Origin of the sequence: Candidatus Profftia lariciata (genome assembly GCF_020541265.1) — a bacterium.
Classification (GTDB): domain Bacteria; phylum Pseudomonadota; class Gammaproteobacteria; order Enterobacterales; family Enterobacteriaceae; genus Profftia; species Profftia lariciata.
On the sequence record NZ_CP045925.1, the window covers coordinates 1169340 to 1186832 of the forward strand.

At 20.6% G+C, this 17493-nt stretch carries 8 protein-coding genes; 4 read left to right on the plus strand and 4 right to left on the minus strand.

Going from position 1 to position 17493, the window contains the following annotated elements; all coding sequences use genetic code 11:
* Positions 1–374 precede the first annotated feature (374 nt).
* The 4 genes from trkH to rpsT form a co-directional block, all read right to left on the minus strand.
* The gene (gene trkH / locus GII40_RS03055; protein WP_226813359.1) at positions 375–1826 is read right to left on the minus strand and encodes a Trk system potassium transporter TrkH; all 1452 of its coding nucleotides are present in this window, start codon (positions 1824–1826) and stop codon (positions 375–377) included.
* Positions 1827–3206: 1380 nt separating this feature from the next.
* Positions 3207–3539 (minus strand): TusE/DsrC/DsvC family sulfur relay protein, encoded by a 333-nt coding sequence (locus GII40_RS03060; protein WP_420885593.1) that lies wholly within the window; start codon positions 3537–3539, stop codon positions 3207–3209.
* 1623 nt (positions 3540–5162) lie between these two features.
* Positions 5163–6380, minus strand: a complete 1218-nt coding sequence (gene fabB / locus GII40_RS03065) for a beta-ketoacyl-ACP synthase I (protein ID WP_226813360.1) — start codon at positions 6378–6380, stop codon at positions 5163–5165.
* A gap of 807 nt (positions 6381–7187) precedes the next feature.
* Positions 7188–7448 carry a 30S ribosomal protein S20 gene (rpsT, locus tag GII40_RS03070; protein WP_226813361.1) on the minus strand — a complete coding sequence of 87 codons (261 nt, stop codon included), beginning with the start codon at positions 7446–7448 and terminating at the stop codon, positions 7188–7190.
* Positions 7449–11457: 4009 nt separating this feature from the next.
* Here rpsT and tgt point away from each other — a divergent pair.
* From tgt to secF, 4 genes are all read left to right on the plus strand, one after another.
* Positions 11458–12561, plus strand: a complete 1104-nt coding sequence (tgt, locus tag GII40_RS03075) for a tRNA guanosine(34) transglycosylase Tgt (protein ID WP_226813362.1) — start codon at positions 11458–11460, stop codon at positions 12559–12561.
* Positions 12562–12751: 190 nt separating this feature from the next.
* Positions 12752–13084, plus strand: coding sequence for a preprotein translocase subunit YajC (gene yajC / locus GII40_RS03080; protein ID WP_226813363.1), 333 nt, complete (start codon positions 12752–12754; stop codon positions 13082–13084).
* Positions 13085–13861: 777 nt separating this feature from the next.
* Positions 13862–15724 (plus strand): protein translocase subunit SecD, encoded by a 1863-nt coding sequence (gene secD / locus GII40_RS03085; RefSeq protein WP_226813364.1) that lies wholly within the window; start codon positions 13862–13864, stop codon positions 15722–15724.
* Positions 15725–15740: 16 nt separating this feature from the next.
* Entirely contained in the window at positions 15741–16682 is a 942-nt protein-coding gene (gene secF, locus GII40_RS03090) for a protein translocase subunit SecF (RefSeq protein ID WP_226813365.1), read from the plus strand.
* Positions 16683–17493: the final 811 nt, after the last annotated feature.

The window sequence follows — 17493 nt, forward strand, 5'->3', positions numbered from 1 at the left end:
TAGATAGTAAGTATTAAGCCAAAGCATTATAAATCTATATTTTTTATCTATTAGTATTCTCTATTTTAGTTAACGTAACGTAAAATTTACTTTAAATAATAAACTTAATATATTATTAAATTATTAATTGTGGTAATTATATAAATAATACTAACAATAAATATATACACAAATATCTTTATTTTCAATAAACTTATATGCATTTATTTACATAAAGATTATTTTATATAAAATAATATTGCACGTATAATATATAATAATTATTAGCTACTATATAAGAAATTATATCTTAATTTATCTATGATAATAAATATAGATTATTAATATTTACATGATTTATAATGTAAAATTATTTATTATAAATTTTAATTAGTTTAGTTGCGCCAAAAAGTTGATGTAAATAATACTAATAAAGTAAATACTTCAAGTCGACCAAATAACATAGTTATCACTAATACCCATTTTGCTGTATGATTAATTGTACTAAAATTATCGGCAACAATACCTAAACCAGGACCAAGATTATTTAATGTAGCAACTATTATAGTAAATGCAGAAAAATCATCTACACCAGTTGCTATAATAGTTAACATACTAATAACGAAAACTAATGCATAAGCAGAAAAAAATCCCCATACTGCTTCAAGAATACGTTCAGGTAAGGCTCGACTACCTAGTTTAATTGTATATACTGCATTAGGATGTACTAGACGTTTTAGCTCACGAGAACCTTGTAAAAACAATAGTAAAATACGAATTACTTTTAATCCTCCACCAGTAGATCCTGCACAACCACCAATAAATGCAGAACATAATAAAAGAATAGGTAAAAATAATGGCCAATGAGCTATATTTACTGTAGTAAACCCTGCAGTAGTTATCATGGAAACTACCTGAAAACATGCATAATTTAACGTTTGTAATGTTGTTGGGTATATATTATACAACCATAGTATTAAAAAACATATAAATATTAACGTAAATTGAATACCAATAAACATACGGAATTCTGGATCAAACCAATATACTTTTAAGCTGCGTCCACTTAAAAAAGCAAAGTGTAAACTAAAGTTGCAACCAGAAATAAGTAAGAAAAATATAATAATATTATTAATAGTTGAGCTTTTAAAATAACCTATATTAGCATCATGAGTTGAAAAACCACCAATAGCTATAGTAGAAAAACTATGTGAGATCGCATCAAAGATATCCATTCCGGCAATCCATAATACCACAGCGCAAGATATCGTGAGTAATAAATATATAAACCAAAGTGTTTTTGCTGTTTCAGCGATTCTAGGTCTCATTTTATTATCTTTAAGAGGACCAGGCATTTCAGCGCGATAAAGTTGTAAACCTCCTACTCCTAAAATAGGTAAAATTGCTACAGCTAATACAATGATTCCCATACCACCTAACCATTGCAACATTTGTCTATAAAATAAAATAGCCTTAGGCAAGCTATCCAACCCTATAAGGGTGGTTGCTCCTGTAGTAGTTAAACCAGAAAATGATTCAAAGCATGCATCTGTAATACTAAGATGGGGTCTTTCAGAAAATAAAAAAGGTAGTGCTCCTACGCCTCCTAAAACAGTCCACAACAAAACAACGATAAGAAAACCTTCACGAGGTTTTAAAATTTGTTTTTGTTGACGTTGCGGCCACCATAAGAAAATGCCAATTATTAGCGCAACTAAAAATGTCTCAGTAAAAGCACGTCCTGCACCATCACGATAAATTAGCGCTACTATTCCAGGAATAATCATAGTTCCTGAAAATAAGATAACAAGTAAACCTACAATGCGAATAATAGCACGAAAATGCATTTAGGTGCGTTCCTTACTTATTAAGTAAACATAATATAAGTAAATAATAATTAATTTATTATATCTATGTATAATAACTCATATATACAATTTTATAGCTATTTATAGTACTAATATTACATTACTAATTTTTAAAGAAAACAGTATATAGTTACTTTACTCAATACACAATTTTATCTTTTATAAATCAATAAATATTATGTTGACTATTTGTATCAAAATAATATTTTATATTCATATAAGTATAACTTTCTATATAGAATTAATATATTTTTTATATGTTTTATTATTTAATTAATAATAAATTAAATATTAATTGTATATGTAAAAATCATTAAATGATATATTAACTTTTAGTAAGTTTATAATAAATATACTACATATAAATATAATAATATTTTCTGTAGTTCAAAAAATGTTTCTCATAAGTAATTGTAAATAAAACAATTATAATCAATATTTATATAAAATCTAAATATTTTAAATATATTACTCCATACAATATATTAAATATATTTTAGTTAATTATTACTATTTATATTAGATAATAAAATTCTATTTCAGGTATTCTGTCATTATAATGTTATCAACATATTTAATTAATACTGAAATAAATATATAAATTATTTTTAGTATTTTATAATATTTAATATATTAGCTGTATTTTTTCAATAAAATAACAAGATATATTGTTATAGAGTATATTATTTAAATTTAAAAAATTTAAGATCATTATAATAAAGATATTATTATTTTTCTAAATTTGATTATCAATATTTAATTAATATTACTTTGTTAATAATTATAAATATTTTTTATCTTAATAAAATATTATATTATTAAGTACTGCAAATAAAGAATTTTTTAAGAAAACATTAAAACCATCAAGAATATTAATATCATTTATATTACAGAAGAAAATACATATTAAGAAATATCATAATTATATTAATAATTTATATTACTTTATTAAAATATAACTTAATATTATATATTAAGTTATATTTTTTCTTAAAAAGAATATATTATATCAAAAAAGAAAAAATTAATAATAACAAATTATAATAATTATTAATAACTTATTATTATTTAGAATAATAAAAAACAAAAAAAGAATTATCTAATATATCAGATGTATCATAAAAAATAAAATATATAATTTATATGACAAATAATATATTTCTTGTTCTTTCTTAGAGAGATGCATCTATTTTGGATATAAGCAGATAATAAAATAGTTAATTAATCATTTCTTTTTAAGTTAGTAAGTACAATATCATTATATGATAGAATATAATATTAACATAATATATTTATACTATATATGAAAATTTATATTTTATTAAAAATAATTAGATAAAAATTTTATTAAAAAATGTATTAAATGCAATGTATTGGTTTTGGTAAACCTGCAAGCTTAGTTGCTTGTTGTGCTGGTCCCTTAGGAAATAAACAATAAAGATAATTACTGTTAATATATTCTATACCATATTTTTTATTCATCTCGCTTATTAATATACGAATAGCTGGTGTAATATTAAATTCTAAATAAAAAGTACGTATAAATCTTATTACATTCCAATGTGCTTGACTAAGATTAAGGCATTCTTTTTTAGCTAATAATGGAACTAAATCTTCACTCCAATCATCAATATTTAATAAATAACCTTGTACATCCGTTGCTATACGACGACCCGTCAATTTTAATATCATAAATAATCTTCTTTGTTAGATATAAAAAATATTTTGTTTATCTTTATTATAATAAAAAAATAATAAGATATAATGATTATAATTAATTATTTTATCACATAAATTATATATTACAAAAAATAATTTTAATATACCTCATTAATCAAATCAATAATATTGATATATTAATCATACATTACATGTATTAAAAAATATTTTTTTGATAAAAAATTATATTTTATGATTTTTATACATAACAATCATCGTATTATTTAATATTGATATGTACTATAATAATAGTATTGTACTATGATTAAATTCATAATACTCAAGAAGTTTTTAAAATTATAATAATTTTATAAGATAGCTAACAATATTAATATTATCTTAGAAACTCTAATAATATTATATTATTATGATAATATAAAGAAAAGAGTAATAAGTATACTAATATTATTAAAGTTTTTATAAAAATAACTTTATTATTTACATTGTTTGTATTATACAGTACAGATAATAATACATTATGTTAACTATCTTGAAATGTATTGTTTTAAATTAATGTTATTTTAATAATATTTTTGTTAGTTATAATTTTTACTTAATAATAATGCTACATAAATTCTTAATAATAGCAGTATTATATAAATATAATGTTATTATGATAATAATAAATATTATTAAGAATATAAAAAACAAATAATAACTTCTTATTAGAATATTAATATTTACACTATAATTAATTTTATTTTTAAAAATAGTTAATCTATCTAATAGATTATTATAGATATAAAATATTATATATATTAATTATTTTTAATTTTATGTTAATTTTTACAAAATTATTGATAAATCAATAATATATTAAATACTAATGCATTATATTCACTATATGTAATATTCTTATTATTGTTTGATATATATAACAATTATTTATATAATAATCATTATATATTACTAAGAGTAATATATTAATTTCTATAACATATAGTTATATTATATTCAATAATATTTTCTTAAAAATTTTATTTATTTAATAATAGATTTTTAATACATAAAATATTTTTTTTACATATAGAAAAATAATGCAAAGAAATTCATAATAAAATATTTATTATATTATTAATTATTTAAGCAATGATTTCTATTAATTTAATTGTAAATTATTTATACTATTAAATAGTATAAATATAGATATGCATAAATTATATAAATAATATAATAATAATATATTAATATTACATAATATATTGCAATACTTTTTAAGTAGATATACAACAATATAATTGTATATTTTATTAAGTTTAGTAATGTACTATTTTACTAAACTTAAATAATAGTAAAATTTTAAAAAATTATTTTTAATATAGAATTAATAAAAATAACATTTAAAGTATTGAATATCATTACTTACATTCAACTAATTATTTTATAAAAATTTAAAAAATTAATAATAAGAATATAATAATCTTCTAATATAGAATATATTTTAATGTATCATTAAGTATATTATTTTATTAAATAATTTATTGTACAATTTTAATTTTTTATAATTAATAACATCATTATATAGAATATAATAATTTATTTAAATATTATTTTATTCTTTTATTAAATCATGAAATTATAATATTAATATTATAATTAATCATTGCTTAATTTTTTCATTAATAAACTAACATTAGTACCTCCAAAACCAAAACTATTTGACATTACAGTACTCATATTACATAACGTTGTTTTAGTAAAAATATTCATACCATGCGCCTGTTTGTCAAGCTCTTCAATATTAATACTTGGAGCTATAAAGCCATGCTCTAACATTAGTAATGTATAAATCACTTCATGGACTCCAGCAGCACCTAAAGCATGACCAGTCATTGCTTTCGTCGCAGAAATTGCTGGAGTATTTGTACCAAAAACTGCACGTATTGCACCTAATTCTTTTATATCACCTATTGGAGTAGACGTACCATGAACATTTAAATAATCAATTTGGGTATCTATATTTTTCATAGCCATACGCATGCAACGAGCAGCTCCTTCACCAGAAGGTACGACCATGTCGTAACCATCAGAAGTAGCGCCATAACCAACTATTTCAGCATATATATGTGCACCACGTTTTAAAGCATGCTCTAATTCTTCAACAACCACGATTCCGCCTCCTCCTGATATAACGAAACCATCTCTTTTAGTATCATACGTACGTGATGCTTTTTCTGGAGTAGCATTATAATGAGTAGACAATGCTCCCATTGCATCAAATTCACAAGCAAGCTCCCAGCATAATTCTTCACCACCACCCGCAAAAATAATATCTTGCTTACATAATTGAATAATTTCTGCTGCGTTACCAATACAGTGAGCAGAGGTAGCACAGGCAGAACTAATAGAATAATTAACACCACGAATTTTAAACGGAGTTGCTAAACATGCTGATACTCCAGAACCCATTGCCTTTGTAACCATATACGGACCTACACTACGAAGACCACGTGCACGCATACTATTTGCACCAGCAACTTGATTACGTGGAGATCCACCTCCAGACCCAACTATTAGACCAGTTCTATCATTAGAGATCATATTATATTTTAAAGAAGAGTCTTTAATGGCCTCTTGCATAGAGAGATAAGCATAAATAGAGGCATCACTCATAAAACGCATGATTTTACGATCAATCATACCAGTAGTGTCTAAAGCAATGTTACCCCATACTTGGCTACGCATACCAATCTCTTGCAGTTCAGGTGCAAAAATAATACCAGAACGTCCTTTTTTTAAAGAAGATAAAACTTCCTGTGTATTATTTCCAATACTAGAAATAACGCCTAAACCAGTAATTACTGCACGTTTCATACCTTACCTCTTATTTACCACACAGATAATTGTTTATTAGAGTTTTGAAACGTACTGTAACGTATACTTATATACTGAGCAAGCTCGATCAAATTTGCTATAAAAATAAAAAGATATTTTTGCGGTATTTTATTATAACTCATAAAGATTCTTTATATTTGCCAAGTTAATGTATTGTAATGCATTTTAGTATATTAAACAAAGATATTTGTATACTAACATTACGAGCATAAAATGTATTAGTGCTAAATGTAATTACTTTTATTTATTAAAGAAAATGTTTACAATTAAATAAATTAATATTTTTTATTTTAATAAATAAGCAAACACAATTTTAATTATATATATCATTATATGATTTATCTTTATTAAACATTTTTAAGCAAGAATTGATCTAGTAGTTTTGTGGAAAAAATATTAATAATGACATAAATAAAAAGTGTTCTAAAATACTATTAATCAATAATAATTAATTCATTTATCTATTAAGTAATGTCTAAGTATTCCAAATCAACAATTTTTAATAAAATTATTTTTTATAAAATATTTATTGATAGAAATTATTTCAGTACTTTATAATTAAAGTATATAATAAAACTATAAATATTTTATTATTTTATTTATATAAGAAATTTTATAGAAAATATATACAATATATTTACTTGGTTATACAAAATTCATGCATATTAATAAATTAAAATTATAATTATTAATTAATATTTATTATATTTTTAAAACTATTATATTGATTGCCGATAGAAAATACTGGTATATTATAATTTATATTTTGTATTTAAATAATTATTACTACATTTTCTTGATATGCGCTATTAAATTTGCTTTATGTCGTGCGGCTTTATTTTTATGAATTAATCCTTTGCAGGCATGACGATCTATAATAGGTTGCATGTTATTAAATGCATTTTGTGCAGCAATTTTATCACCAGTGGCAATTGCTTCATATACTTTTTTAAGAAAAGTGCGTATCATAGAGCGACGACTAACATTATGTTTGCGACGTTTTTCAGATTGTACAGCACGTTTCTTAGCTGAATTAATATTAGCCAAAATTAGAAATCTCCTTTATTTTTATAAAAAAATTAAATAAATATATAGTATATATACTATATTTAATGATATATTATTTGTAATGTTATGTAACAAAATATTACTGATTGTTTATATTATTGACAATATAATATCTTATATATATCTATTTGTAAAATAAATCAATAATATTCAATATTATTGATTTATTATTTATAATAATTTTTTTAATAAACATTATTGTACAACTAGTTAAAGTTATTTAAATATTATTAATTAGATAGTTAATAAAGATAATAAACAAATTGCTGTTTAATTTTGTCATTATATTGAATAAGTAATAAATATTATTTTGTGATTACTTTATAATAATTAAATATTTTATTATTTATTAATATAGTATGTTTAGGTAATGTTTATATTCTTAGTTTTGAGTAGACTTTGATATTAAAATAATCATAACCAACCATTAAACATTATTATTTTAAATACATAGAAATATGATAGATATCATGTTAACATAAAATCATGCAGTAAAATTCTAAAAAATAGTTTCATAACGTTTATAAATTATTTATTCAGATACTTAAGATATCTTTTATTACTATAATAACAAATTACTTGAATATTAAAGGTCATTATTTATACGTCATTCATTATTAATGATTGATTATGCATTATATAAGATGTTTTTTAAAAATTTAGTTTTATTATATAATACATAAATAAAATCCTAAATAATAACAAAATTATTACTTTTATATTTTTAAGAAACATATATAATATTTAATTATGCAATAAAATATTTTTTATTATCTTATATAATAAAATTGAATTTGTTGATGTCTGAATATTTTTTAATAAAATTTTTAATATACTTATTAGTATGTATATATATTATTTTTAGATAAAAATTAAAGATTATGATAAATATTTACATTCACATTATTATGTATCATATATATTTTCTTTAATGATATAGAAATTATTTTTCAAGAAATTTTTTAGTTATCATTATCAATGAATAACTATAAATATATTTTAACTGCTTTTCTCTTAAGAAAGAATCTATTTTTTAAATAAACAATTGAGTATTATTACTTAATATTTATTTTTATTTAATAATTTAATAAGAGTATCATATTATATCATATAAAATTAAAAATCAATAATTTCAAATGATTGCATTATTAACTTCTCTTAAAAACTATTGCGTTCTAATATTTAATTAATTAATATTATTTTGTAATCTATATTTTATAAACATACTATGTACTAATAAAATATATTTATTTAAAATACATATTAGTATGATAATAGTATATTCTTTGTACGTAGAATGTATTGTAATTAATGAATAAAAACTCTAAATATAATATTATAAATATTTTTGATATTTTTATATATTTTGTTTAAAAGGAAATGCACCCAAATACTATTTGGTATTAAAATAATATATTATATCTATGATATAGACCTAAGTAATATATAAAATAATATTTACTCATTAATCTTAAATAAATATCATTTATAGCATAGATAATGACATCAACAGTGCATATAACTATTTAATTACTAAATAAGATAAAATATAGTAATTTTTCTTAAAATATCTTAATATGCTTAGTTATTGCTGTAACTACTAATAAGAAAATAAAAGAATTAATGAATGTATATTAAAATAAAATAATATTTATTATATTATATAATTTAATAGATATGAATAACTAAGATATAATCTTATTATCTCATTCATTTCTAATAAATAATTAATTATTATAACATGTTATATGAGTTATATTATTAGTATTAATATAATTTATTATGCAAAATGCTATTTAATTGATTTTTAATTTTAAGGTACTTAGTGTTTTATATCATAAAAATAATAATAGACAAAAAATATACTATTAATTTTGAATTTTTTGAAAAAGTTTTTTTATATAAAATTTATTTGAATCTTTAAGAGATTAAGATTTTTCAAAAGAAATTAAAATGTATGATTATATCATACTATGGTTTATCTCGCATTTCGAATAAAATTAATTTACTGATATTAAAAGTATTTATAAAAATTAATAGTTTAATATTAAAATAAATTTTAGAAAAAATAGTCTACTAAAATGTAAAAATTTTTCTAATTTTATAGAATAATGTATATATTTGTTATTATTTACAATAGCATAACATTTAATAGATTAAGTAATACTAATTATTCGTATGACTATCTAAGAAATAGCTTTATCATGACAAAATTATCAGGAAGATATTTTTTATTTTTAGAAACGATAATACAATACAAATAACTTAATAATGAGCGTATATTCTTTTTTATAGTTTCTGTTATTAAAATTTTAATATTTTTATTTGTTATTTAAAATAGTAACATATTATTATTTAATACAATGTATATTATTGTCTTAAAATAAATAATAATATGTTATATAAAATACAATAATAATAAATAATTTTTAAAAATATCTTTATTTAAGGTATAGATCAAAAATTAATACTAATCTTTAGTAAGATAATATCTTATATATAATAATTATTTATATTATTTTATAAATTTTAATCAATTAGTATTTGATATTGACTATTAATCATTCTTCGTACAGTATTTTTATTATAAAAAATATTTAACTAAATTATAATCTAATTACAATAAAGTAATAATATTATTTAAACATTTAAAGGTAAGGATAGTATAATTTTTGTATAGTTTTTTAAAAAAATAATAATATATAAGATATTGCCTAATATAATATCATACAATAATTAAAAATATAACGAAATACATAATATGTATTTATAATAATAAATATTGCTTATTTAAAACATTATATTTTTAGTGTAATATTAATAATAATAATATATATTATTTAGAAATATATTAATTTTAATACATTAAACATTAAAAATAGTTAATTCTATATAATTATTTTACTAAGTATTTGTTATTTATAGAAATTTTGTAAAATAAAAAATATGTATTGTTATTTTGTATAATATGTAATTGATACATATTATCTAGAGAATATTTTATTATTAAATAATGATACGAATATACTATATTATTAATTGTATAAAAATAATTTACCATTATTATATTGTTATATTAATTATTTATTAAATATAAAATGATATTATAATTAATTATTTATTATGTATATAAATAATAATACATTAGAGCAAATATATAATCATAAATTAATTTATTAATAAATAGTATATATATTACATATTATTGATAACTAATTAGTTAGTACTCTCTATTTTTGTTGATTAATAATTAATCATTATATCATAAAATATAAATATTATCTTACACATATTAAGATATATATGCAGTAAATAAAATTACTTAACATATTATGTTTAACCTATATTTAATCTATACAACAAATAAATGAATAATTATTAATTATAATATATCATTGGCTTGTAATACATAAGTATATAAAATGCTATATTATTTATTTATTTTTTATGTTATTAAGTTATATATAATTATAAGTATAATTAGTATCTTGTACGTTTATTATTATGTTATAAAAAATAATTATTTAATGAAATTATAATTATAAAAATGATTAAAGAATCAGTATTATATAATATATATTACAATATAATATTTCATTTTAATTGATTATAAAATATTTTTTAACTTATATTTTTCTTGGTAAGAATAGAGTTTTTATTTATTTAATATATTAGAGCATATATATCTAATATATCATTTAAAAATAATTAATATATTAAGTAATATTTATTAAATATAAAATAATTTTAAATTTTAAACTTAATATAAAAACGTTACATTATTTTTAATATCAATATCATGTTAAAATTTATTTTGAATAAATTCTTAGTTAAATTATAATACATTACATTCTTTAATGTGTAAATTAATCAAATATTGAGTACTGTTGCTTAATATTAAGATAAAATCTAAAATATTAATTTTATTTTTTACTAAAAATAATGTATCATATGCGGTGTATTATGTTTTTAATGCTAGAGGTTGTCATTGAAATATGAATTAAATAAAATAGACGGATGCGCACGTCGTGGTCGTTTAATTTTTAAACGCGGTGTAGTAGAAACTCCTGCATTTATGCCTGTTGGTACTTATGGTACCGTAAAAGGAATGACTCCTGAAGAGCTCCAAGACATTGGAGTACAAATTTTACTTAGTAATACCTTTCATTTATGGTTACGACCAGGATATAAAATTATTCAAGAACATGGAGATTTACATGATTTTATGCAGTGGCATGGACCAATATTAACAGATTCTGGTGGTTTTCAAATTTTTAGCTTAAATAAAATACGTAATATTCAAGAAAAAGGTGTATATTTTCGTAATCCAATAAACGGTTCTCCAATATTCTTAAGCCCTGAAAAATCAATAAAAATACAACATTATCTTGGTTCTGATATAGTAATGATTTTTGATGATTGTACTCCATATCCAATAAATTGGAATGATGCAAAACAATCTATGGAGAGATCCTTAAGATGGGCTCAACGTAGCCGTCAAATATTTGATCAATTAGGTAATAAAAACTCATTATTTGGTATTATTCAGGGTGGAATCTACGAAGATTTAAGAGATATATCGCTTAAAAATATTATAAATATAGGGTTTGATGGTTATGCTCTGGGCGGTTTAGCGGTAGGAGAATCAAAAAAAGACATGTACCATATTCTTGATTATATTTGCCCTAAAATGCCAATAGAAAAACCACGTTATTTAATGGGTGTTGGAAAACCAGAAGATTTAATAGAAGGTGTTCGTCGAGGTATAGATATGTTTGATTGTGTTATACCAACACGTCATGCGCGAAACAATCATCTTTTTGTAACAACAGGTGTCATAAAGATACGTAATGCTCAATATAAATATGATACAAGAATGTTAGATGCAGACTGCGATTGTTATACCTGTCTTAATTATAGTCGTGCATATTTACATCATCTTGATAAATGTAAAGAAATTCTTGGTATACGTTTAAAAACTATACATAATATTCGATATTATCAACATTTAATGATTGGTATACGTACAGCCATTGAAAATGGTCAGGTAAATAATTTTATTGATGATTTTTATAAAAATAGATGCGATTAAATGTTATCAATTAGTATGAAATAAAAATAGTTTTATTTGAGTAAAAAATATTCTTAATTATTTAATTACTTAATAGTAAAAATTATTTAATAAAAATTAAAAACTTATAATTATTTACAATATATGAATTATTCATTTATAATTTATATATAGTTATTATATTTAATATATTATTTATATGGAGTTATTGATGAGTTTATTTATTCCTAGCTCTATAGCATCTACTGAGGTGCAAAATCAAGATAGTCCATATTCCTTAGTAATTATGCTATTTTTATTTGGTCTCATTTTATATTTTATGATACTATTACCACAACAAAAACGAACTAAAGAACATAAAAGATTAATAAATGCAATTAGCAAGGGTGATGAAGTGATGACTAATTGTGGTTTTCTTGGTCAAGTGACGAAAGTCTCTGAAACTAATTATATTACTATAGCATTAAATGAAACCACTGAAGTCATTATAAAAAAAGATTTTATAACTGCTATTTTACCAAAAGGTACTATAAAAGCTTTATAATGATTAATGTAGCTAATGTTTATATTAAATATTATTATTACATGATACTTATTTAAAATAAGTAATATTTATATTATAAAAAATTTATTAGTCACACTAATATAAATGTTTAGTATAATTAAATTGTATATAGATTAAAAAAGAATAGTTAAAAATAAAAATTATTAAAAATATACTATTAATTATAATACTTATTATAATAAATATATGAAGAATTATTGTAATAACTAACAAGTAATAATTAATTTTATCTTTTTAAGATTATATTATTATAAATAATACCTATAAAAAATTATTTTAGTAATTCAACAATAATGAATAAGTAATTTTATTTATATATTTTTAATAAATACAAATATATATTTAAATATATTATCAATTTTTTAAAAGATAATTAATCAATTATCAATAATATAACATTTATTATTAATGTTAATTTTTATAGACTATTATATTTTGATATTAATTTTATAATAAGTAGCTATTAATATTATTATAATATTTAATTATTCATTTAATATATATAAATATTGTTATACTATATTTTATATCAATAATATTATATATTTATATACTTAATTAAATAATAAGTATTCATAATATTTAAACAAATATTATAGTTGTACTAATCCATATTATATATATTAATATTTTATATGAAATAATTATAATATTCATTATATATAATTACGTACGATCACTATTTTTGACAATTTTGTATTTAACTACTCAATTTATGAAACTTTCTAAGTATAGAAAGATCATAAGGAAATATCCATGTTAAATTGCTATCCTTTATGGAAGTATATCTTGTTGATATTAGTATTTTTTTTAGGTCTACTTTATGCACTGCCTAATCTTTATGGCGAAAATCCAGCTCTTCAGATTGCTAGTATAAATAATAGTGTAATTACTGATAAAACAATATTAATTAAAATCCGTGATGAACTGAAAAAAAATAATATTGTAAGTAAATCTATTAAATTAGAAAATAATACTATAACAGCACTTTTTAAAAATACTGATATTCAGCTACAAGCACGTGAAACGCTAATAAATATATTTAGAAATAACTATATTATAGCGCTAAATCTTAAACCTGCTACACCTAAATGGTTGAGAAAAATTGGTGCTGAGCCAATGAAATTAGGTCTAGATTTGCGTGGTGGAGTATATTTTTTAATGCAAATTGATATGAATAACGTTTTAGAAAAATTAAGACAACAAGTTATCGATTCATTACGTTATAATCTTTATAAAAATAATATTACTAATTTTACAATTAATAAAATAAAAAAAACTACAGATAAAATAGAAATAATCTTTTCTGATACTAATACTCGCAATCAAAGTAAGAAATATCTTTCTTCATTCTACAGTAATGTAATATTTAGTAATATTAATGATCATTCTTTAAAAATAATTATTACTAATAATAGCCAACAAAAAGAATATGAATATGCAGTACAACATAATATAAATATTTTACGTCATCGTGTTAACCAACTAGGTATTGCTGAACCATTAGTACATCGATATGGTACTGACAGTATTGTAGTAGAATTACCTGGTATTCAAGATACTGTACTTGCAAAAGAAATATTAGGTACAACCGCAACTTTAGAGTTTCATTTAGTTAATACGCATATTAATAACACCGTTAATATTAATGATAATAATCATCTATCAGAAGATTCCGAAATTAAATATACACGAAATAACATTCCTATTATATTATACAAAAATATAATACTTACCGGTACTCATATTATTTCTTCTAATGTAAATAGAGATGAATTTAATCGCCCTCAAATTCAAATAGCTCTTGATAATTTTGGTGGTAATATTATGACTAACTTTACGAATCATAACCTTGGCAATGTAATGGCTACGTTATTTGTAGAATATCAAAATACGGGTATCAAAGATGTTAACGGTAAATATATACTTACCAAGAGAGAAGAAGTAATTAACTTGGCTACTATTAAATCTCCTTTGGGCAATACCTTCTGTATTACCGGCATGAAAGATTTTAATGAAGCTCATCATCTTTCGTTATTATTGCGCGCAGGTACATTAAGTGCACCAATGCAAATTATTGAAGAGCGTATTATTGGTCCAATTTTAGGCATGCATAATATTATTCAAGGTCTTAAATCATGTCTATGGGCAGTAATATCTTCTATTATATTTATGATAATCTGGTATCGTAAATTTGGTTTTATTGCGATAACAGCATTAATAATTAACTTAATACTAATTGTGAGTATTATGTCTTTATTACCAGGAGTAACACTAACAATGCCTGGAATAGCAGGAATTGTATTAACTCTTTCTATTGCAGTTGATGCTAATGTGCTTATCAATGAACGCATTAAAGAAGAAATAAAGAATGGCTATTCTATACAGCGATCCCTACATAAAGGTTATCAATATGCCTTTTATAGTATAGCTGATGCAAACTGTACAACACTTATTACTGCAATTATTTTATATATCATTGGTACTGGTTCAATACAAGGATTTGCTATTACTACTGTTATTGGTATTGCAACATCAATGTTTACTTCAATATTTTGTACGCGAGCCATTGTTAATCTAATTTATGGTGGTAAACAAATTAAAAAAATATCTATCTAGGAGGTTGACGAAATTCATGGTACAAGAATATATTATTGAAGAACTTAACCATGGCCGTAAAGTTATTGATTTTATGAATTTTAAATACTTTGCTTTTGTAAGCTCAGTTATTTTGCTATGTACTTGTCTCAGTATCATATTTATTAAAAAATTTGATTGGGGTATAGATTTTACTGGTGGAACAGTAATAGAAATGACCTTAGAAAAAGAACCTAATTTAAATATATTACGTCATGCAATAAAACAATCTGGTTACAATAATATTGTCTTACAAAAATTTGGTAATAATCATGATATTATTATTCGTATAGCATCAATACAGACATTAAATAATAAAATTATTTTTATTGTAAAACAGGCGGTACAGGGATCTGTTTTGATTAAACGTATAGAATATATTGGTCCTAGTATTGGTAAGGAAATGATCCAAACGGGTAGTATAGCAATTTTAGTAGCTCTATTTTGTATTCTTTTTTACCTTGGATATCGTTTTGAATGGCGCTTGGCTATAGGATCAATTATTGCTCTAATACATGATGTTATAATTACCCTTGGTGTATTATCGTTATTTAATATAGAGATAGATCGAACTATTATAGCATCTCTCATGTCTGTTATTGGATATTCCTTAAATGATAGTATTGTTATTTCTGATCGTATTCGTGAAAATTTTCAAAATATTATTTATGGTAAGCCTTACGATATAATAAATGTTTCACTAACACAAACTTTACAGCGTACTATTATAACTTCTGCTATAACCATAGCTGCAATTTTTATATTGTATATTTTTGGTGGCGCAATGTTACATAGTTTCTCTTTAACAATGTTAATCGGTGTTACTATAGGAACTATTTCTTCTATATATGTTGCATCATCATTAGCACTACAATTAGGTATAAAACGTGAACATATTGTTCTGTCTAAAGTTGAAAAAGAAGGAGCAAATTTATTCTAAATACTCTACTATAAATTTATTGTAGGTAAACAATATATGACATAACTTATATAAGTTTCGAGATTACAAAAAATAATACTATAATGTATAGTAAATGTTTTTATGAAAATTATATATAAATATATATTTTATACATATTATATATTATTTAATTACATTGCTTATCTTATCAGTATAAGATACCTTCTGAATAGAATAACTCAAATATATTATTTTTTATTAATTTTTTGATGAAGATTTCACAATATTTATAAATATCAAAAAAACATATTTTATGTTTTTAAAAAAATTATATATCTTATATTTAAATATTTTTATACTTTAAAAGTATAATTACTTTTATTATAATTATTAGTTATTATGATAGTAATTATATTTTTAATAAATCTTGTTTATATTGATAAATATTCCACATGCTAACAGTTACTCAAAATATTACTACTTTGTTTTTATGAATTATTTTTTATTGTTATGTGATAATTAATATTTTTATACATATTAAAATTTAATTTTTATAAAAAAATATTATTTATTATTAAATAATTAATAATATAATATGTGATATAGTATATATTAGTTTCTATTAGTGTGATTTATATAATACTAATTTTTAGGAACTAATATAATTTGATGAATAATATAAATTTATTATTATAAATAATACATTTAAATTTTATTGTTTACTATTATTAGGTATTTATTATCTTATACAAGATTATAATTTTACATACTAAATAATATTTACACAAAATATTAACTTTTTAAAAATTTATATATTAAATACATTAAATATTGATAAAGTATACAAATG